Source organism: Xylanibacter ruminicola Ga6B6, from assembly GCF_000687715.1.
In the GTDB taxonomy this organism is placed as follows: Bacteria; Bacteroidota; Bacteroidia; order Bacteroidales; family Bacteroidaceae; genus Prevotella; species Prevotella ruminicola_B.
Map to the genome: position 1 here is coordinate 1 of NZ_JHXD01000016.1, position 20,632 is coordinate 20,632.

The 20,632-nt window shown below is 45.7% G+C and carries 19 protein-coding genes; 9 read left to right on the forward strand and 10 right to left on the reverse strand.

The genetic code is table 11. The annotated features are described in order from the left end of the window. On the reverse strand, window positions 1–253 hold a 253-nt coding region (locus tag T500_RS0110065), incomplete at its 3' end, for a helix-turn-helix domain-containing protein (RefSeq protein WP_028908007.1). Between the two features lie 134 nt (window positions 254–387). Here T500_RS0110065 and T500_RS0110070 point away from each other — a divergent pair. The 3 genes from T500_RS0110070 (at window position 388) to T500_RS15760 (ending at window position 4,606) form a co-directional block, all read left to right on the forward strand. Beyond that, entirely contained in the window at window positions 388–1,215 is an 828-nt protein-coding gene (locus tag T500_RS0110070; RefSeq protein ID WP_028908008.1) for a hypothetical protein, read from the forward strand. A 22-nt stretch (window positions 1,216–1,237) separates the two neighbouring features. Next, a complete protein-coding gene (locus T500_RS0110075) occupies window positions 1,238–2,092 on the forward strand; it encodes a hypothetical protein (protein WP_155267508.1) in 855 nt (284 codons plus the stop codon). A 198-nt stretch (window positions 2,093–2,290) separates the two neighbouring features. Further along, window positions 2,291–4,606 carry a hypothetical protein gene (locus tag T500_RS15760; RefSeq protein WP_155267509.1) on the forward strand — a complete coding sequence of 772 codons (2,316 nt, stop codon included), beginning with the start codon at window positions 2,291–2,293 and terminating at the stop codon, window positions 4,604–4,606. A gap of 45 nt (window positions 4,607–4,651) precedes the next feature. On the opposite strand, the gene T500_RS0110085 is transcribed toward T500_RS15760, so the two are convergent. From T500_RS0110085 to T500_RS0110095, 3 genes are read right to left on the reverse strand one after another with little or no spacing between them, the layout of a single operon-like run. Beyond that, window positions 4,652–5,113, reverse strand: a complete 462-nt coding sequence (locus tag T500_RS0110085) for a DUF4293 domain-containing protein (RefSeq protein ID WP_028908010.1) — start codon at window positions 5,111–5,113, stop codon at window positions 4,652–4,654. A 1-nt stretch (window position 5,114) separates the two neighbouring features. Further along, complete coding sequence (locus T500_RS0110090) at window positions 5,115–5,453, reverse strand: DNA-directed RNA polymerase subunit omega (RefSeq protein WP_013063820.1); 339 nt, start codon at window positions 5,451–5,453, stop codon at window positions 5,115–5,117. 3 nt (window positions 5,454–5,456) lie between these two features. After that, entirely contained in the window at window positions 5,457–6,284 is an 828-nt protein-coding gene (locus T500_RS0110095) for an outer membrane protein assembly factor BamD (RefSeq protein WP_028908011.1), read from the reverse strand. 109 nt (window positions 6,285–6,393) lie between these two features. Between T500_RS0110095 and uvrB the strand changes: the two genes are divergently transcribed. The 3 genes from uvrB to T500_RS0110115 all read left to right on the forward strand — a co-directional run bounded on the left by uvrB (window position 6,394) and on the right by T500_RS0110115 (window position 11,660). Then, complete coding sequence (uvrB, locus tag T500_RS0110100) at window positions 6,394–8,433, forward strand: excinuclease ABC subunit UvrB (protein WP_028908012.1); 2,040 nt, start codon at window positions 6,394–6,396, stop codon at window positions 8,431–8,433. A gap of 96 nt (window positions 8,434–8,529) precedes the next feature. Then, window positions 8,530–9,147, forward strand: coding sequence for a DUF4468 domain-containing protein (locus T500_RS15765; protein ID WP_036908971.1), 618 nt, complete (start codon window positions 8,530–8,532; stop codon window positions 9,145–9,147). A gap of 182 nt (window positions 9,148–9,329) precedes the next feature. Next, the gene (locus tag T500_RS0110115) at window positions 9,330–11,660 is read left to right on the forward strand and encodes a putative porin (protein WP_028908014.1); all 2,331 of its coding nucleotides are present in this window, start codon (window positions 9,330–9,332) and stop codon (window positions 11,658–11,660) included. On the opposite strand, the gene menA is transcribed toward T500_RS0110115, so the two are convergent. Continuing rightward, a complete protein-coding gene (menA, locus tag T500_RS0110120; protein ID WP_028908015.1) occupies window positions 11,657–12,571 on the reverse strand; it encodes a 1,4-dihydroxy-2-naphthoate octaprenyltransferase in 915 nt (304 codons plus the stop codon). The genes T500_RS0110115 and menA overlap by 4 nt on opposite strands. 69 nt (window positions 12,572–12,640) lie before the next feature. Between menA and T500_RS0110125 the strand changes: the two genes are divergently transcribed. Further along, window positions 12,641–13,297: an HD domain-containing protein gene (locus T500_RS0110125; protein WP_013064404.1), complete on the forward strand. Its 657-nt coding sequence runs from the start codon at window positions 12,641–12,643 to the stop codon at window positions 13,295–13,297. On the opposite strand, the gene T500_RS17160 is transcribed toward T500_RS0110125, so the two are convergent. The 3 genes from T500_RS17160 to uxaC all read right to left on the reverse strand — a co-directional run bounded on the left by T500_RS17160 (window position 13,272) and on the right by uxaC (window position 15,800). Continuing rightward, on the reverse strand, window positions 13,272–13,424 hold the full coding sequence (locus tag T500_RS17160; protein ID WP_170857807.1) for a hypothetical protein: 153 nt from the start codon (window positions 13,422–13,424) through the stop codon (window positions 13,272–13,274). The two genes, T500_RS0110125 and T500_RS17160, sit on opposite strands and share 26 nt — an antisense overlap. Window position 13,425: 1 nt before the next feature. Further along, complete coding sequence (locus T500_RS0110135; RefSeq protein WP_028908016.1) at window positions 13,426–14,322, reverse strand: RluA family pseudouridine synthase; 897 nt, start codon at window positions 14,320–14,322, stop codon at window positions 13,426–13,428. Between the two features lie 71 nt (window positions 14,323–14,393). Continuing rightward, complete coding sequence (gene uxaC / locus T500_RS0110140) at window positions 14,394–15,800, reverse strand: glucuronate isomerase (protein ID WP_028908017.1); 1,407 nt, start codon at window positions 15,798–15,800, stop codon at window positions 14,394–14,396. A gap of 99 nt (window positions 15,801–15,899) precedes the next feature. Between uxaC and T500_RS0110145 the strand changes: the two genes are divergently transcribed. Further along, on the forward strand, window positions 15,900–16,937 hold the full coding sequence (locus T500_RS0110145; protein WP_028908018.1) for an asparaginase: 1,038 nt from the start codon (window positions 15,900–15,902) through the stop codon (window positions 16,935–16,937). A 14-nt stretch (window positions 16,938–16,951) separates the two neighbouring features. Here the strand turns inward: T500_RS0110145 and nrdG are convergent, their stop codons facing one another. Together nrdG and nrdD are read right to left on the reverse strand one after the other, a co-directional pair. Then, window positions 16,952–17,419 (reverse strand): anaerobic ribonucleoside-triphosphate reductase activating protein, encoded by a 468-nt coding sequence (nrdG, locus tag T500_RS0110150; RefSeq protein ID WP_028908019.1) that lies wholly within the window; start codon window positions 17,417–17,419, stop codon window positions 16,952–16,954. Continuing rightward, window positions 17,413–19,518: an anaerobic ribonucleoside-triphosphate reductase gene (gene nrdD, locus T500_RS0110155; protein WP_028908020.1), complete on the reverse strand. Its 2,106-nt coding sequence runs from the start codon at window positions 19,516–19,518 to the stop codon at window positions 17,413–17,415. Before nrdD ends, nrdG begins: the two co-directional genes overlap by 7 nt. A gap of 566 nt (window positions 19,519–20,084) precedes the next feature. Between nrdD and rbr the strand changes: the two genes are divergently transcribed. After that, complete coding sequence (gene rbr, locus T500_RS0110160) at window positions 20,085–20,627, forward strand: rubrerythrin (protein WP_013063889.1); 543 nt, start codon at window positions 20,085–20,087, stop codon at window positions 20,625–20,627. The last annotated feature ends 5 nt before the right edge of the window (window positions 20,628–20,632 follow it).

Sequence of the window (20,632 nt, forward strand, 5' to 3'; positions counted from 1 at the left end):
GAGCTTCGAGTGCCAGTACCTCAGGAGATTTCTCCTCTTTCTTTTTACGTGCCATATCTTCAAGCGGTTTGGTATCCGCCTGCAAAGATACAACATTTTTTGATTTTCTGTACCGGCTTACCCAACATCTTATCGTACTTGGTTCAACATTGTAGTACTTTCCCAACTCTTCATAACTGTTGGTACCATTCAAATAAGCAGAAATAATCTCCGCTTTCTTCTCTTCTGGAATCCTTGGATTTAAAATTCTCATAAGTCTAACACATTTATTAAGTTTCTAAATGTGTCAACCTATATCAGTATAAGACACAATAGCCTCGAAAACATTTGGTGGGTTAAATAAAAAGCCGTACCTTTGCAAGCAATAACAGTAAACTTACCAAATTTATGCAATACACAATTGAATCACTTGAAAAGCTTGACCAACTATTGGCCGACCCGCAGTTCGACATCTGCCGTCGCGAGGGGCAAACACCGCTGCAAGCACTGGCTTGGCACTTGATAACTCACAAGCCATTCGATATTAACGTTATATTAAAAGGTACGTGCGCGCGCGAAGATACCATAGTTTGCGAGCCGCATTGGAACGACGATGACTTTACGGAGCAGATAAACGCCATGTACGCCCCACAGTTCACACTCGACAACAAAGAACTGCGAACATGGCTGGAAACCACTCCGCTGCACGATGTTGCCGCATGGACAGCCTACATAGTACGACGTGTGGAGTTGGATAAGATATCGAACTACTACGATGCCGCCCAGGATTTTTATGCCGACAGCTGGTACGAATGGAGCGACTACGAGAGTGGCAAGCTGGCAGCAAAAGATTTTGTAAACATAGTGATAGCCAAAGTTGACGAGGTGAACGCTCACATAGCCGATGGCAAGCAGCATGGACTATCGATGGATGAAATAGTACTGCATGATGCCATGTGGGGATTGCTACCTAAGAACATCGACGACGAACTGGGTGCTATTGCACGCGACACCCTGAAAACCGCCATCAGCAGTCTGCCCTCACGCCCATACATCTGGAGCGAGGCTGGAAAAGAAAACTATGCACAGGACATGGTAAAAATGGCAGCCGAAAAACTGCAAGCACAGGGCTACGACATTAATTACGGCAAAGGCTACTCGATAGAACAAGGCTACCTGCTGGATTACTTCAGCCGCCTGTATTGGAGAGAAGCTGCAGCAAAACCCGAGGATTAACCACACAAAAGCTAGCAACACTATGAGAAGTTTTGACGAAGAAGCCCCCCACTCAACAGCGCGCAAAGAATTCGTAAATCTTTCAGATAGCGAACTCAACCAAACATTTGATTTAACCGCAATAAGAAGTGAGGTTTACGGATTGGTACGCAATGAGGGCGAAAAGCCTTGGAATATAAAAGAACAAGAACTACTGGATGCCGACAGCGACAAGCGTGCCGAATGGATATTTGCTACACGACTATTAGCCTCGTACGGCACCTCAATCCCCCAAGTTGAGCATTTGCTAAAATCAGCACCACCTGCATTAAAACTCCAAATGCTGAGTAAGAAACGTACCGAACTCATTAACCAGTTTGCTGGCACCGAGGCAGGCCAACATTGGATGATGTGCATGAAGGAGCAAGACGGATGGAAATATGTAGCGCAGTATGCCTATGGTGCAAACGGCATACAGGATTCGGGGTTGTTGGATAGATTTATGCTGATGCTCGACCAGATAGCGATTATCCACGACGTAATTAATGGTCGTGGTCGGAAATATGGTTTCGACTTAGATATTGTAAGTACAGAGAGCATTAATGCAACCAAACAATACTGCAAACATCCAGAGAATGCCCATTTAATTCTGCAAATGCTGCACAAGATGATTGATGGACAAACCACCCCCAAACGTTCATCGCGCCCTATACGCGCAGCACTCCAATCGGGTGCATTCTGCGAAAGGCCCTCGTACGCATGGTTCGACAACGAATTTGGTAACTCATGCAAGAACGACAGTTCAAGCTATTACTCATATACCGACATGGAGAAAGAATGCCCGTACGACGACAAGCTCTATGATGAATACAAAAACGATTTCAAGAAATTCAAATAAAGAATTATGTCCGAGCGGGTGTCCGAAAAACCACCCGTTCGGACTACACAACAAACTATTTTCGGACTAAGAAACCACCCATTCGGACACCTCCGGAAGAATCCAATCTTGCATTATTTTTATTACTAGTTTTGCACTCGCTAAGGTCAAACGAAGGCGCGGTGCCGGGGAGGCCTAACCAGCAAAACTAAGTAATATATGAAACGTATTTTAATTGTGAACGGAAAAAAGATGGCACAGCCCATCAACTCGAAGGAGGAGTACTTTAACCTGCGTAACAGCGAGAAGAACCGTCTGAACCTGACACTCGCCCGAAAGGGAGACGAAGTGGCCAAGAGGCAGCTACTGCAGATTGCCTACAACGACTTGATGCCCGACGGCAAAGTAGAAGGCGCCTGCCACCCCAGCTCGATGTTTGCCTACGACATCGATTGTGAGAGCCTCGACGAGAGCAACCGCATCGCCAAGAAACTGTTGGAGATGAAAAGCGAAATCGGTCTGCTTGAGATGAGTCGCTCGGCACGCTACGGCCTGCACCTGGTGCTGCGCCGCGAGAAAGGTAAGACCATTCTGGAGAATCAGGTACGCGTATCCATCCTCACCCAGACCGAGATGGATAATGGTGCCCACGACCTGGGACGCGTGATGTTCACCACCACAGCCGACGAAGGTGAGCTGCTGTATCTCGACGATGCTATCTTCGACGAAAAGATGACCATCGAAGAGAGCGAACAGGAGTACAAAACGCTGAAGGAGCGCGAGAAGAACAAACAGGAAGAGGTGCCCGCAGGCGCCAAGAAAGCCAACAAGCACTATCGCCCTTGGGAGGACAACAGCGCTACAACAACAGCAAAGGCCGAGATGGAAGCAGCTACTATTAATGATGTACCCGCGAAGCTCGACATGCGCTACCTCAAGGCATTCAATGAGTTTATGGATGATGCAGGTCTCTCTGAGCGCTCGTTGCAGATTGAAGGTGTTCGCCACAACTCGCTGCTAAGCATCTTCTCTGTTGGAGCCTGCCGATTGATTCCCAAGGCACAGATGATAGCCATCGTACGCCATCTCACCCCTGAGTATGCCAAGGAGCAGGATTGCCAGAAGCTTATCGACGACTTCTACAAGGCCACCGATCCTAATGCCGCCCTTACCAAGCGCCAGCGTGAAATACTGGCCGAGACCTTTGGCGACAACGACGATGAAGAAGCCATCGAAGCCGAAGATGCCCAGGAAACCAGCGACAAGCATCGCCGCAAACTGATAGCCAAGCTGCTGCCCTCGGGCCTGCGCGAGCCCGTAATGGCCGCACCCAAGGAGATGCAGATGAACGTACTGTGCGCCATCATGCCCATTGCAGCCACCTATGCCGACCAGGTAGAAGTGATGTATGCCGACGAGAAGAAGCAGTACCTCGGACTGATGTCGATTATCGTAGCCCGCCAGGCTGGAGGTAAATCAGGTTGTAAAGAGGCCGTAGAGTGCTGGATGAAGATTCTGAAAGACGAGTCGGATGCCTATCGCCGTCAGGAGGATGAAATCAAGCAGAAGAACAAGTGCCGCAAGTCAAACGAGCGTGCAGAAGAGATGCCCAAGTTTCCCATCCGCAAGCTGCCCATCACGGTATCGTGCTCTACCCTACTGAAGCGACTCAAGAATGCTGCTGGCCATTGCATGTACTCGTTCTGTGAAGAGCTCGACACGCTGCTGAAAACCAATTCGGCAGGCAACTGGAGCGCTAAGTACGATATCTATCGCTACTCGTTCGACCGCGCCGAATGGGGTCAGGATTACAACAGCGATCAGGCCGAATCGGGCGATGTACAGGTAATCTACAACTGGACCATCTTTGGTACCTATGGTTCGCTTAACAAGTGCTTTCAGCGCGACAATGCCGAGAATGGACTGGGTGGACGCGTACTAATATCAGAGCTACCCGACACCCGCTTTGCCAAGATGCCCAAGTATCGTCCCTTATCAGACGAGGAACAGGAAGCCATCCAGCAGGCCGCCCGCAAACTGAGCGAACTGAAAGGCTATGTTGACACCCCTCGCTTGCGCAAAGCCATCAGCAAATGGGCTGAAGAGAAACGCATATTCTGCCTCAAGAATAACGATGAAGTGATGGATAACTTCCGCCGTCGTGCAGCTGTCATCGGCTTCCGTTGTGCCGTAGTGTTCTATCTCCTTTCAGGCGAGGAGCACGAATCGAAAGCCTGCGTAGATTTTATGCTAATGATGGCCGACTACTGTCTGGATACACAGATGCGACTGCTGGGCAATCTTATTGAGAGTCAGCAGGCGCAGAACGCCCCTGCCGAGGTACGCACCATCAGCGACAAGACCACCTACGACAAACTGCCCAAGGAGTTTACCTACGCTGATGTGAAGGACGCCAAGGGCCCTGGCTATAGCGACTCATCCTATCGCAGCTCAGTAAGCCGATGGAAAAAGTTCAATCTGATTGAAGAAATCGGAGTTGGCACAAACAAAAAGTTCCGAAAGAAAATTGCCTAACCTTAACAATAATCCCCTCCAAAATTTGGAGGGGATTACTTTGTTTTATCGGATTCTGTCCATTGAGCGGACTAACTTTTCGTCTGCCAGGATAGCTCGGCGAGCCATCAGGTAAAGTATCAGGGCAATTGCAGGGAACACTGCAGGCCATGAGGGGCGGAAACTGACAGCTCCCCACGACTTATCGCCCACCATCTGACCTACAACAAAGAATACCACATACCAGCCAATGATAAACAACACATTGAACAGGCAGAACAAAGCCTGCATCTTACGGTTGTTATATATAAATATGGTATAGGTAGCGATTACTGCTGTAGGTAGCAGAACAGCCATCAAGGGCCATGTATCAAAATGATGCTTGCCAATGGGGTCGGTGTACCAAAGGTTATACACCTTTGCCACAGAGATACCACCCAGTTTGAATGAGCCTATCTGCATACAAAGACAAATGACGGTCATAATAATGGCCGCCAAAAGATATAATGTCTGCTTACGCTGTATCATATTAATCTTCCTGGTTCTGGTTCTCGCGAGAAGGATCACGCCAGTAAACCTTATCCTCAATAAACTCCTGAGTAGCCAGAAGACTTGGTTTTGGCAGCTTTTCGTAGTAACGAGAAATCTCAATCTGCTCACGATTCTCGAATACCTCCTCGAGTGAATCGTTATATGAAGCGAACTCAGCCAGCTTCTTAGAGAGATCGTCCTTAATCTGCAGACTAATCTGATTGGCGCGCTTGCCAATGATAGCTACACTCTCGTAGATGTTACCTGTGTCCTCACACAGATCCATAATGTTACGTGTTACGGTGTTAACCGGTGCTTTTGACTTCTTATAATCCATATCTTAATCTTTAATAACTTTTTTGCACTTATTGATAAACTTCTCGGCCATAGCGGCATTCTTCGACTCAGGGAACTCGTTCAGGAATCCGTAGCACTCATCCTCGGCATCGCGATAGCGATCCATACGCTTCTCCTCCGAACTGTTCTCGGCCAACTCGAACTTAGCCTTCATAATAAGCAGCATCAAATCCTCGCGAATACTGCAGTAAGGATAGTTCTTCAGGCAGTTCTGAGCCGTAATGATACAAGCATTGTAGTTACTCTCCTCGTTTGAGTTGATGTTACCGAAGTAGCCACCCAGATTATAATACAACTCGGCTGAGAGATACTCCTTCTGAATCAGCTTCTCATGGAGCTCGTACAAACGAGACTGAGCCTGAGGACGAAGTGTTGACTCGGGATAGAGATCCATAAACTGTTGGTAGGCAGTAATGGCGCCATTAGTAGGCGACTGATCCAGTCGAGGCTCGGGGGCACTCTGATACAACGACTGACCTACATAGAAGTAAGCCAACTCAGCATAAGTACCACGAGGATAGCTTGTTGTATATTTCTTGAAAGTCTCCGAAGCAGCATCGTAATCCATATTACCATACTGAGCCATACCCAACATATATAGACACTCCTGAGCTTCGTCAGAGCCTTTCTTGATAGTCACCAATTCTTCCAACAGCGAAGTAGCCTGCTGGAATTTTCCACATGCGAATGCTTCTTTAGCATACTCATACTGATAATCAGTGTCGCCATACTTGTAGACACTGTTAAACTCTGAGGCGCAACTGCTAAGCAGTAATGCCGCACATGCCAATGTTATGATACCTTTATTCATATTCGGGGTGCAAAATTAGCACTTTTCGGTCAAATAACAAAGTTTTATGTAAGGTTTTTGGCGTTTTTTGATGTTTTTTTAATAACTTATTCGTATCTTTGCACACTCAATGAGCAAATTTATACTAACATCGGAATATAAACCCACTGGCGATCAGCCCGAGGCGATACGTCAGTTAACTGAGGGATTGGATCGCGGAGACCGTGCTCAGGTACTGCTTGGAGTAACGGGATCGGGTAAGACATTTACGATGGCAAACGTGATTGCGCAACACAATCGCCCTACCCTGATTCTGAGTCATAACAAGACATTGGCTGCTCAGCTTTACGAGGAGATGAAAGGTTTCTTTCCGCAGAATGCCGTAGAGTATTATGTAAGCTATTATGACTACTATCAGCCAGAAGCATATCTTCCCACCACCGACACTTATATCGAAAAAGACCTGGCTATCAACGACGAGATCGACCGTTTGCGTCTATCCGCCGTATCCAATCTGCTTTCAGGTCGTAACGATGTAGTTGTGGTGTCATCTGTATCATGCATATATGGTATGGGAAGCCCGGTAGCGCTTCAGGAGAATGTGATCGAGCTGAAGAAAGGTCAGATACTCGACCGCAACGCTTTGTTAAGAAAGTTAGTAGCCGCATTATACGTAAGAAACGACCTAGATTTGCAGCGTGGTAACTTCCGTGTAAAGGGTGATACCGTAGATATAGCGATGGCCTATAGCGAGGTGGTACTCCGTATCACATTCTGGGACGATGAGATAGATGCCATCGAAGAGATGGATGCCGTTACCTTTGACCGACTGGCCAGTTTCGACGAATACCGCCTGTACCCAGCTAACCTTTTCATGACCTCGCAAGAGCAAACCAACATCGCCATCCATCAGATTCAGGACGACCTGATGAAGCAGGTTCTCTATTTCGAAGAGATTGGCGATACCATTAAGGCTCAACGTATTAAGGAACGCGTAGAGTACGACATGGAAATGATTAAGGAACTGGGGCATTGCTCAGGTATCGAGAACTATAGTCGTTATTTTGATGGTCGCCAAGCCGGCGAGCGCCCTTACTGTCTGCTTGATTTCTTCCCCGACGACTATCTGCTCATCATAGATGAGAGTCACGTAAGTGTCCCCCAAATCAGCGCTATGTATGGTGGCGACCGCAGTCGTAAGCAGAACCTGGTGGAATATGGATTCCGTTTGCCCGCCGCCTTCGACAACCGTCCGTTGAAGTTCGAAGAATTTCAGCAGGAAGTGAATCAGGTAATCTACGTGAGCGCTACCCCAGCCGATTACGAGTTGAATGAGGCCGAGGGCGTAGTGGTTGAACAAGTTATCCGTCCTACAGGACTGCTCGACCCTGAGATTGAAGTACGTCCCAGCGAGAATCAGATTGACGACTTGATGGACGAAATCCTGACCCGTAGTCATCGTGGCGAGCGTGTACTCATCACCACACTGACCAAACGCATGGCCGAGGAACTCACAGAATATCTGCTGAACCACAGCGTAAAAACCGCCTACATCCATAGCGATGTAGCCACACTGGACCGTGTAAAGATTCTGAGCGATTTGCGCCAAGGCGTTTACGACGTACTGGTAGGTGTAAACCTGCTTCGTGAAGGTCTCGACCTGCCCGAAGTATCACTGGTTGCCATCCTCGATGCCGATAAAGAAGGCTTTTTGCGCAGTCATCGCAGCTTAACTCAGACAGCCGGTCGAGCCGCCCGTAACGTTAACGGCAAGGTAATCATGTATGCCGACACTATCACGGCATCGATGCAGCTAACCATCGACGAAACCCTGCGCCGCCGCCTGAAACAGATGAAGTATAACGAGGAGCATCGCATCACTCCAAAGCAGATTGTGAAGAACCTGAGTTTCAACGCCTTGCAGAAGGAGAACCGTGCCGACACGAAAGAGCTGATGCGTAACTTCTCGATGGCTGCCGAAAACGGCGATGCTGGTGTGAGAGTGGCTGCCGACCCGATAGAGGAACGCATGACCCGACCTCAGATGGAAAAACTGATTGAAGAGACTACACGCAAGATGAAAGAAGCTGCCAAACAGCTCGACTTCCTGCAAGCAGCACAATATCGCGATGAGATAGTTAGATTGCAGAAAGAGCTGGAATTGAAGTAAAAAAACATAAAATCCGTGTTAATCCGTGTAATCCGTGCGAAAATTTAAAAATAAATTAGTACTTTTGCACGGTTTTATTAATATAAAAAAGGTTATATGAAAAAGTTTTTGATAGCCATACTGATGGCAATGCCTGTAATAGCTTCGGCTCAGGACAATACTTGGGAGCGTATCGAACAGGAACCAGTTCCAACAGTAAACCCAGACGCCAAATATCTGGCAGATGGTGCAGTACCAGAGGTTAATGGAAAGGTTTGCTGGCAAACCACTATCAAAGCGCCAGGCAAATCGGCTCAACAGATTTACGACATTCTGCTTAAGCAGATGGAAAAAATGGTAAACGAGCCCAACCAGATTGCCAATAGCGCCGTTGCCATTAAGGACGCCGATAAGCATGAGCTGGGTGCCGTATTCCACGAGTGGCTGGTATTCAAGAACACCACACTGTCACTCGACCGCACACAGTTTAACTTCCAGCTGATTGTAAAATGCAGTGACGAGCAGGCCGATGTAAAAATCGCCCACATTTCGTATAACTACGACATCGATCGCAAACCCGTACGCTATACTGCCGAAGAATGGATTACCGACAAATATGCCGTTAATAAGAAGCACACTAAGCTCTATCCTCTCTCGGCTAAGTTCCGCCGCAAAACTATTGACCGTAAGGACTTTATCTTCAATAAGTTCAATACGTTGTTAAACGATAAATAAATAACATGAGCAAAGACCAGATACGCAATATTCTGAATTTTATCTTTATGATTGGTGCAATCGTGGGACTGTATTTTTTTCTCTCTAAGAACGAAGAACGACATACCCTCGGTTTGTACATCATTTTATTCTCTATGTGCTTCAAGCTAGCCGAATCGTCTATGCGAATGATCAAATAATCCATGTACAGAAGACTATACACACTTATCGTAGCACTATTGGCGCTGACTCATGTCAGCGCTCAGACCGATCGTGATTTCAATCAGATTGATGAGAACGGAAATGTAAGCCGCCGAAGCGAGAACTTCAACAAGCACAGCAAGGATTCCACACAGCATAAAGAGATCCCCAAGGGACTCTATACGTGGACCATAGACAGAAGGTTTGGTGATGTAATTCCTACAGAACCCGACACCCTGTCGCACTTGTTTATGAATACCACTTTCAATAGTGGCATGTATGGCGACTATAACACCACAGGAAGCAATTACACCGCCCGACTGAGTCGTATCTTTATCGACCGTCCTTATGGCGAATACTTCATATTCACCGAACCTTATAGTTTTGTGAACAAGAAACCTGATGCATTGCTATACATGAATACTTTGTCGCCCTACACTAGCGTACTATACGACAATTGCGGCGACAAGACCAACGGTGAGGACCATATCGATGCCAAATTCGCAGTAAATGCCAACAAGCGTCTCAACTTCGGATTCGATTTGGATTATGCTTATGCTCGCGGCTATTACAGCAATCAGAACGTTTCACACTTTAACGGTACCTTGTTTGGTTCGTATTTAGGCGATCGTTATCAGATGCATTTCTTCTTTAATGCAGCTCACCAGAAGACTTCAGAGAATGGTGGTATCACAACTGACGACTACGTAACCCATCCCGAATCTTTTACCGACAATTATACTGAAAGTGAAATTCCTACCGTACTCTCCAAGAATTGGAATCGTAACGACCACCAGCACCTGTTCCTGAGTCATCGTTACAACATTGGTTTCTATCGCATGGTAAAGATGACCGACGAAGAAATCAAGGCCCGCCAGTTTGCCAAGGAATCCATGAAGGAGCACGAGGCTGAAAAAGAGCAGAAGAATGCCGATGAGAGAGAATTGCGTAAAGAAAAAGAGGCCATAAAGCCTACCGGCCGCCCAGAAGGAGCTAAAGTAGTAGGCAAAGAACCACAAAGAGACTCACTCGATATAGCTGCCGACACCACCCGCATAAAAATTGACGGTCAGGCTGCCATCGATAGTTTGAATCGCTTGCAGGCTATTCAAGATTCTATCGACGCCACGATGAAACGCGAGTACGTACCTGTTACCAGTTTCATCCACACACTCGATATCAGCAACTACAACCACATCTATCAGGCCTATAGCACGCCAACAAATTATTATCAGAACACCTATTATAAACAGGGTTTGACATACGGCAACGACTCGATTTACGATCAAGTCAAGCACCAGCATATCAAGAACACGTTGGCATTGGCCCTGCTCGAAGGTTTCAATAAATACGTAAAGGCCGGATTAAAGGCATTTGTATCGTACGAACACAACACCTACCAGATGCCTGAATTTGAAAATGATTTGCTGCTTTGGAATAAATGGAAAGAGTATAACCTTACATTCGGTGCCCAGTTGAGTAAGACGCAAGGTAAGACGCTGCATTTCAACCTTACTGCCGAGAGATGGCTTTCGGGAGCCGATGCTGGCGACATGACTATCGACTTCAGTACCGATCTTAACTTCCCATTATTCGGCGATACCGTCCAGCTGGCAGCATCAGCTTTCTATCAGCAGTGCAACCCTGTATTCCTGCAAGCCACCTATCACTCTAAGCATATCTGGTGGGATAACAATTTCGACAGAGAAAAACGCAGTCGCATTGAGGGTCTGTTCAGTTATCAGAAGACCAATACCAAACTGCGTATAGCTGCCGAAAATATCAAGAACTACACCTACTACGGTATGAGTTACGACCTGACCGATAATGGAGGACGTAAGAATATGACCGCAGGTGTTTATCAGGAAGGCGAGAATATCCAGATACTTACAGCTCAGCTGCATCAGAATTTCCGCTTGGGCCCACTGAACTGGGAGAACGTCATCACCTATCAGAAATCCAGCAACAAGGAAGTTTTACCCTTGCCCGACCTGAATATCTTCACCAATCTTTACCTGAAGTTTAAGATAGCCAAGGTGCTGGGTGTAGAACTGGGTGCTGATGCCACCTACTTTACCAAGTATTACGCCCCTGATTTCTGTCCTGCCATCAACCAGTTTGCAGTTCAGAAAAACGAGGCCAGCCGTGTTGAATTAGGTGAGTTCCCCTTTATTGATGTATATGCTAACATGACACTGAAGGGTGTAAGATTCTTCCTGGTAATGACTAATGTAGTAAACAGTGGTGCAAACCACATGAAGTTCCTCACACCACACTATCCCACCAACGGATCAGTACTACACTTTGGTGTTTCGTGGCCTTTCTTCAACTAAAGCAGCAGAAGTCCAAGACTCACGCAAACACCATAGATAAAGATATTACGCGCTGTTTCTCCTAAGCAGAGATTCAGCGCTTTTCCTTGATATATACGCTTTATCTTCAAATACGTCATAAAATGAAGCAACAGATAGATAAACGGAAATACAAAGGCAAGCAGATGACCATTCAATAGGAATATACCACCAAGAATCATAGCGCCTACACCTACACCGATATACAATTGCAAACCAGCTTTAGCACCTAAACGCACAATAATGGTATTCTTACCAGCCTGACGATCGTTATCTCTGTCGCGGAAATTATTCACAATCAGAAGCGCATCGATAACCAGTCCACAAGCTATCGAAGCAAGTACCAGTTCCCAAGTAAACTCATGAAGCTGGATATAATAGGTACAGCAGACAGGAACCAAACCAAAAAACACAAGTACCAACAAATCGCCTAAGCCTTGATACGAGAACCACGTGGTATAAAGGAATGCAAATATCACACATATCATTCCAACCAGCACCATCTCGAAACCGCCATAATACACTAGCGGCAAACCAATCACACAAGCTATGCAGGTTGTCAAGGCAATCGCTTTCTTCATCGAATCAAGTTTAACCCAACCTTGTGCACAAGCTCTTCGAGGACCTAATCGTGTTTCTGCATCATCGGTACCATTTACAAAATCAAAAAAATCGTTGATAAAGTTGGCATCTATCTGCATGGCAAAGGCGAACAGCAAGCACAGCAATGCTGCAACCCAACTAAAAGTTCCTTCACCAAACTGTGCCGCATCAGAATATGCCAAAGCCATACCTATCATCACAGGAACCGCAGCTCCTGATAATGTTTTTGGACGGGCGGCCAACAACCATGCTTTAGCCGAATCCGTCACAATTTTTTGTTCTTCTGCCATAATTTTCTTAAAATTTCTTGCAAAAGTAACTACTTTTTTGTAAATTTGCAAAGAAAATCAAAACTTTTTATGACAAGCAATACCCCGAGTCTGGATTTAGTGGAGTTTATCGAGACACAGATTCTCCCAAAATACGCTGAGTTTGACCGTGCACATAACATGGAGCACGTCACAAGAGTTATACGCAATTCTCTCGAGCTGGTTAGGGCTACGGGAGCTGACGTCAACATGGTTTATACCATTGCTGCCTACCACGATCTGGGCATGTGCGGCCATCGCGCCGATCACCATATGCGTGGCGGTAAGATTCTGGCAGCTGATGCCCGCCTGAAAAAATGGTTCTCGATCGAACAGATCAAGATTATGAAAGAGGCCGTAGAGGATCATCGTGCATCAGCCAGTCGCAGTCCCCGTTCTATATACGGCAAGATTGTGGCCGAAGCTGATAGAGACATCGATCCCGACCGTATTATTCGTCGCTGTATCCAGTTCGGTTTGGCTAACTATCCCGAGAAATCAGTAGAGGAACATTGGGCTCGCTTCAAAGAGCATATGGCCAGCAAGTACTCAAAGGACGGCTATATTAAACTATGGATTCCCAATTCGCCGAACGCCAAGCGACTCAACGAATTGAGAACCATTATCGAACAGCCACAACAACTTCGTGAGGCTTTCGACCGTATTTTCCCAGAAGAAGCAGCTATCTCAGATACAGAAAGTAAATAGCTGCAAGTGCCACTACCATCGCAATCAGAATGGCCGACTTGATGAGACAAGAAGCAACTTTCTTAATCACCAAGAAGGCTACCACGATGGCTACCAGCACAAATATGTAATAACTCACGTTTCCCATTTTACTTAAATAGTTTTTTGAATGCAGTAGGAACAGGTGTTTCAAACTCCATAGGCTCACCAGTTACAGGGTGATGGAAGCACAGCAACCAGGCATGCAGACAAAGACGGTGGATAGGATCATCGCCATTGCCGTACTTAGGATCACCACATACAGGATGTCCCATATCAGCCGAATGCACACGAATCTGATTCTTACGACCTGTCTCGAGCTTGAACTCTACCAACGAGTAATCGGTAGTGCGGTCTAACACATGATAATGCGTAACGGCATACTTACCACCATTATCGGTAGGCGAAGAATAAGTAACATACGCCTTATTGTCCTTCAGCCAGTTGGCAATAGTACCCTCGTCGTTCTCCATTTCTCCTGAACATACAGCTACATATCGGCGATCGTACACGATATCATGCCAGTTATGCTCCAGAATCTGTTCGGTTTCCATATCCTTGGCATAAACCATCAGTCCACTGGTATCACGATCCAGTCGGTGTACCACATGTGCCGTACATTTCTGACGCGACTTCTTGAAATAATCATCCAGCACCGTCTTTACGTTCAATGTTGAGTGACCAGCCGCCATAGAGAGAATGCCCTCAGCCTTCTCAATCACAATCAGCCATTTATCCTCGTAAACGATTTTCACGTAACGACTCTTAAACGACTGCTGATTGCGCTTGGTTTTACTAACAGCCACCTTCATGCCTGGTTCCAACTGGAAATCAAACTGACTAACGGTCTTGCCGTTTACTTTGATACCTCTACCCTGCAGAGTCGCCTTAATCTTTGAACGACTTTGCTGAACATTGGCCAACAGCCATTCCAACAACGGCATCGACTCGTTGACCACCAGGTGCTCATAGTCACCCTCTCGATTATAGCCTGCGTTATATCTCATTTCAACATCTTATTTGGCGGCAAAGGTACAAAAAAAACCGCAGATTCGAAAATCTGCGGCCTCTTTTTTTATTAGTAGAATTTAAAGTAGCGTCGGGCGTTGTTATAACTGATGTCCTCAACCATGCGACTGAGAATCTCCATATCACAAGGCAACAGACCCTTCTCAACGTCGTTTCCAAGCATATTACAGAGAATACGACGGAAGTACTCATGACGTGGATAACTCAGGAACGAACGACTATCAGTAAGCATACCTACAAAGCGACTCAGCAAACCAAGAACCGAAAGGGCATTCATCTGACGAACCATACCGTCCATCTGGTCGTTGAACCACCAACCAGAACCGAACTGAATCTTGCCAGGCTCGCCACCCTGGAAGTTACCCAGCATAGTAGCAATCACCTCGTTGGCACAAGGATTCAGAGTATATAAGATGGTACGTGTAAGCTTATCCTTCATGTTCAGCTTGTTCAGGAAAGTCGACATAGCCTTAGCAGTATTGAACTCGCCAATAGAATCGAAACCTGTATCAGGACCGAGCTGGTTAAACATCTTAGTATTGTTATCGCGGATAGCGCCATAGTGGAACTGCTGTGTCCAGTCAGCATCAGCATCCATCTCAGCCATCACTGTCAGGAAGCAGTTCTTGAACTGACGAATCTCCAACTTTGAAAGCGACTGACCACGCATAGCCTTCTCGAAGATAGTCTCGATCTCAGAATCGGTGTATTCCTCATCGTAGAACTCCTCGATACCATGGTCAGAGAGCTTACAACCATTCTCAGCAAAGAAGTCGTGACGCTTCTGCAAGGCATCAACCATATCGGAAAACTTCACAATATTAACATTGCTCACCTCAGCCAACTGCTCCACATACTTTGAGAACTCAGCCTTCTCAATGTTCATAGCCTTGTCAGGACGCCATGCAGGAATCATCATGGGATCGTCCTTAGCCTTGGTCTTGGCATACTCAATGTGGTTATGCAGATCATCAACAGGATCATCGGTAGTACATACACACTCCACGTTGTAATGCTTCATCAGTCCACGAGCCGAGAACTCTGGCTGCTGAAGTTTCTCATTACACTCATCGAAAATCTCGCGTGCTGTCTTGGGCGAGAGCTGCTTGGTAATACCGAAGGCAGTTTTCAACTCCAGATGAGTCCAGTGATAAAGGGGGTTACGGAAAGTATAAGGAACGGTCTCAGCCCACTTCTCAAACTTTTCCCAATCGGTGGTATCCTTACCAGTGCAATACTTCTCGTCGATACCATTGGTGCGCATAGCACGCCACTTATAGTGGTCGCCACCCAACCACAACTCGGTTATGCTCTTAAACTTGTGGTCTTTGGCCACCATCTCAGGAATCAAATGACAATGATAGTCGATAATGGGCATCTTAGCCGCATGATTGTGATACAAGTCCTGTGCCACCTGGGTCTCCAGAACGAAGTTATCATCATTGAATTGCTTCATAAAACTGTATGTTTATAGGTCCTTCTTAAAAATTTTCTGCAAAGATAATTAAAATCTCGGAGAAAAGCACTATCTTTGCAGAAAAATAAAACGTAAACGATGACGTACCGCAGTAAAGTCCTTCTCATATACACCGGAGGCACCATTGGCATGAACCGGAACCCTCGCACTGGGGCTCTGGAGCCATTCGATTTTGAACACCTTTTATATAATGTACCCGAACTGAAGCAGTTTGATATCACTATCGAAACATACCAGTTCGATCCACCTATTGATTCAAGTGACATGTCGCCTGCCATGTGGACAGATCTGTCGCATTGTATCGCCGACCACTACGATCAGTACGATGGATTTGTAGTTCTACATGGCACCGACACGATGGCCTTTACCGCCTCAGCCCTATCGTATATGCTTGAGAACCTCACCAAGCCCGTTATTTTCACTGGTTCGCAGTTACCTATCGGACAGCTGAGAACAGATGGCAAGGAAAATCTCATCACAGCCATAGAAATTGCTGCAGCCAAAGATAGAGAAGGACATGCTTTGGTACCCGAGGTGGGCATTTATTTCGGTGGTCATCTGCTTCGTGGTAATCGCACTACCAAGCAGAGCGCCGAGGAGTTTAATGCCTTCGAATCATTCAACTATCCCCATTTAGTTGAAGCTGGTGTGAACATCACCTATTACCACGATCGCATGCTGAAGCCAGATTGGGACAAGCCGATGGCTCCCCACTTTCGCATGGACAATAATGTGATTATCTTCTCGCTCTTCCCAGGAATCCGCGAAGATTTGATTCGTCACATCATTCATACGCCCAACCTGAAGGCCATTGTGATGCGTACCTTTGGCAGTGGCAACGCGCCCCAACGCCCATGGTTGTTGAATGCTCTACGTGAAGGAACCCGCAATGGCAAAGTAATTGTAAACATCAGTCAGTGTATGCAAGGTGCCGTTGAAATGGGCCGCTATGACAACGGATACCATCTACAGGAAGCAGGTGTTATCAGTGGTTGCGATTCTACCGTTGAAGCAGCAGTTACCAAACTGATGTTCCTGCAGGCACACTACCCCGACGATCCAGAAACGGTTCGCAAATACATGCAACAGAGTATAAGAGGAGAGATATCGTTTTAGTGATATCTCTCCTCTTATTTTTTCCAGAACCACGAGGTCATATCCTCCATCTCGCCGTCTTCTTTGATACGATACAACCGCTGATTGGTTGTTGGACTCTTCAAAGGACCTAAGTGTTTGATAAACGGCCCAATCTTGATATAGTCGAAATCACGCTTGTTGATAGCCGATGATATGACCGTTTTACCACTATACCAAGCTACTTTGAACTCAGGGTGTACCTCTCGGATATATAATGCCAGCTGGCTAACGGCCTTGGGTTCGGCATCACCACCCATAAACGAGATACAAGTAATATCGGTACCAAACTTCTCTACAAACGCATCAATAGCTTCTGTATCAAGGGGTAATCCGATATCTTCCCAAAGGTAATAGCTATGACACCCAGGACAATGACACGGGCAATTACTAATGTTAATTGCCAGTGTCACTTCGTCGGGTATCTCTTGAAAAACTATGCCGGTATTGACGTATTTTAGCATAATTGTTTCTTTCCAGCATAGTAGCGACGTGAAGCCTCTTCCTGACGAGCCTGTGAGAAGTTGCTAACACGCTTCAAGTAGCCGATGATACGGGTCATGTAGTCAACATTCTTAGAATGACAATGCGGACACTCCTTCAGATAGCGCTTGTCGATATGACCACAATCATTACATACAGTATTAGGAATATTGAATGTAAAGTAGTTACATCCTTCCTTGGCAGCCACCTTCAGCAGGTGCAGATACTGCTCTTTCGACAGATGCTCATCGAGATTCATATGCAGGGCCGAACCACCTGTCAGATGTTCAATATAAGGTGCACCATGCAGTTTGAACTTATCGATAATGGTCAGCGAGTCATCCTCTACTACATAGAAGTAACTGTTATAGCAGTCGCGTGGCACAAAGTAACCATCCTCACGATCCCACTTAGCATGCTTTACACCAACGTTCTCTGCAGGAATCATCTCACAGTTGAACATCACCTCCTTAGAGCGGTACTGCTTGTTGTACTTCTCAATCAGTCCAAGAATTCCCTGAACAAAGTGCAGATACTCGTCGTTTGGAGTAATCTTCAGTCCCATGAATTCAGCAGCCTCAACCAGACCGTTGATACCGATTGTCAGATACTGACGGGCAATATTGATATAACCTGCATCGAACAGTGGCAACATACCCTGCTGCTGCAGCTCCTTCAAATTCTCATTGTAAGCCAACTGTACTTTATGGCACAGATCAATCACACCACTCAGATACTCCAAATAATCCAGCTTGTGGTTTACGGCATACTGAATACAACGGTTCAGGTTGATAGTGAGCACACTCTTAGAACCTGTACTTACACCACCTGCACCAAGTGTATAACTGAAACCATTATCAGTAATCTCATTACGCAAACGACAACAGCTAGACAGCGAGTCGGCATTATCACTCATATAGGTGAAGAACGAGTGTCCCTCAGCATACATTTCGGCCGTAAACTCTCCCCACTCCTTGTCCTTGCAGTTACCATTCTCATCAACCAGCAGAGCCATGGTTTCAACTGGGAAAGTCAACAAAGTCTTAGTACGCTCATTATTAAACCACTTCATGAAACGCTTCTGCAACCATGAAAGTCCTTCCCAATCTGGTTTTGAGCCATCGGGGAAGTAGAACTCACCAAAGATACTCTCGAAATAGTAACGATCATAGTAAGCGATATTCCAGAATACTGCCTGATAGTTACGAGCACCAGTTGGTTGGTTCAAGGTATAAACAATCTGCTCAAAGTAATCTGTTATAATCTTATCGATAGTACGTTTCTTCAAACTCAGATCAGCCTGGTCTTCAGAACGCTTATAGTAATCCAGTCCGTACTCCTTTCCAAGGAAATAGTTCATATACATCAGAAACTCTGGTGTAGCACAGGCACCACTCAGCATTGAGCTTACCATAAACACCATATTCACGAAACCACCAGCAAACGACTTCATGTTCGTGGGAGCTGTTGAGTTACCACCAATAGCCACAGTACCACCAATCAACCAAGGATACATGGTGATAGAAGCACAATAGTTGGCCAACGAAGTCTCGTCATTCTTATATATAAAGTGGTGTGTCAGCTTGTCGATATACTCATCGGCCAACTGCTTACCATACATTTTCTTAATACGATCAGTAAGGAGGCGACGGTTCAGACGGATAAAGTTCGACTTTGGGAGCTCACCAATCAGTGTAGCAATATTCTTATGCTCTACATTGGCATTTGCATCGTACTTTGATCCTGTAGCAGCATTCACCGATTCGCAGTATTCTGAAAGGAACACCATTTTCTCGAGTGTCTCACGATCCTCAGAGTGCAACTGACGATAGAGAATAAACGATTTGGCAACCTTATAATAGCCTTCACGCATTAGCGCTTCTTCCACCTGGTTCTGAATATCCTCCACAGTAATGTTGTCATGCATGTCAAGGTGGTTCAAGATTTTAGACACGATGGCTAGGTCAGCAGGTTCCTGAACGCTCTCGAAAGCCTTTACGATAGCATTCATAATTTTGTCGAGTGAGAACAAATCTTTCGATCCGTCTCGCTTGGTGATGGTAAAGTTTTTAATTTCCATGTTATTGTCTCTGTTTTTATTTATGTTTTGTTATTTAATTCTCTCCCAAAGTTTTCTTTTTTGGAAACTTTTTTGTTTTTGAATTCGGAAAAGTTTTCCAAAAAGTAAAACCGAATACGGTTGCAAAGATACAAAATATGCCAGAAAAAGCGTTCTCGACAAGCCAAAAAATTCTCTAAAATAAAGTTAATATTAAAATAATACGCTACAACATCAAGCTATAACAAACTGATCCTCAGCCACTTTCAATATTACACAGAAAGACTACGGCTTAAACAAACGCTTTCAAAAATAAAAAAACGCGTTTCACAGTCAGTAATCTTTTTGGAGCACCACCATATACACCAAGATTTTCTTTTTGGAAAACTTTTCGTTTTCAAAAATGAGAAAAGTTTTCCGTTTTAACATTTTACAACATTTCTCTTTAACCCCTCTCGCGTACCTTATTATATATATAAGAGAATACTAAAAATACACAAAAAGACCACTTAAAACTTGCAAGTATCAAATTAATATTGTATCTTTGCCGAAGATATCATTTACAATTAAACTAAACAAGTACAATTATGAAGGATCTTAAAGGAACAAAAACCGAGAAGAATCTGCAGGAAGCATTTGCAGGTGAGTCGATGGCACGTAACAAGTACAGTTATTGGGCATCAAAGGCCAAGAAGGACGGCTTTGTACAGATAGCCGCTATTTTCGAGGAGACAGCCAACAACGAGAAGGAGCACGCCAAGATGTGGTTCAAGCTTTTGGAAGGTGGTGCCATCAAGAGCACACCAGAGAATCTGGAAGCAGCTGCCGCAGGTGAAAACTACGAGTGGACCGACATGTATGCTCGCATGGCCCAGGAGGCCCGCGAGGAAGGATTCAATGAGATTGCCGCTAAATTCGAGCTTGTAGCCAAAGTAGAGGCTGAGCACGAGGCTCGCTACCGCAAACTGCTCGACAACGTCAAGAAGGAACGCGTATTCTCTAAGGATAATGACGTTATCTGGCAGTGCAGCAACTGCGGCCACATTGTTATCGGCAAGAAAGCCCCACAAGTATGCCCAGTATGTGATCATCCACAGGCCTACTTCCAGGTAAAAGCCGAGAACTATTAAAGATA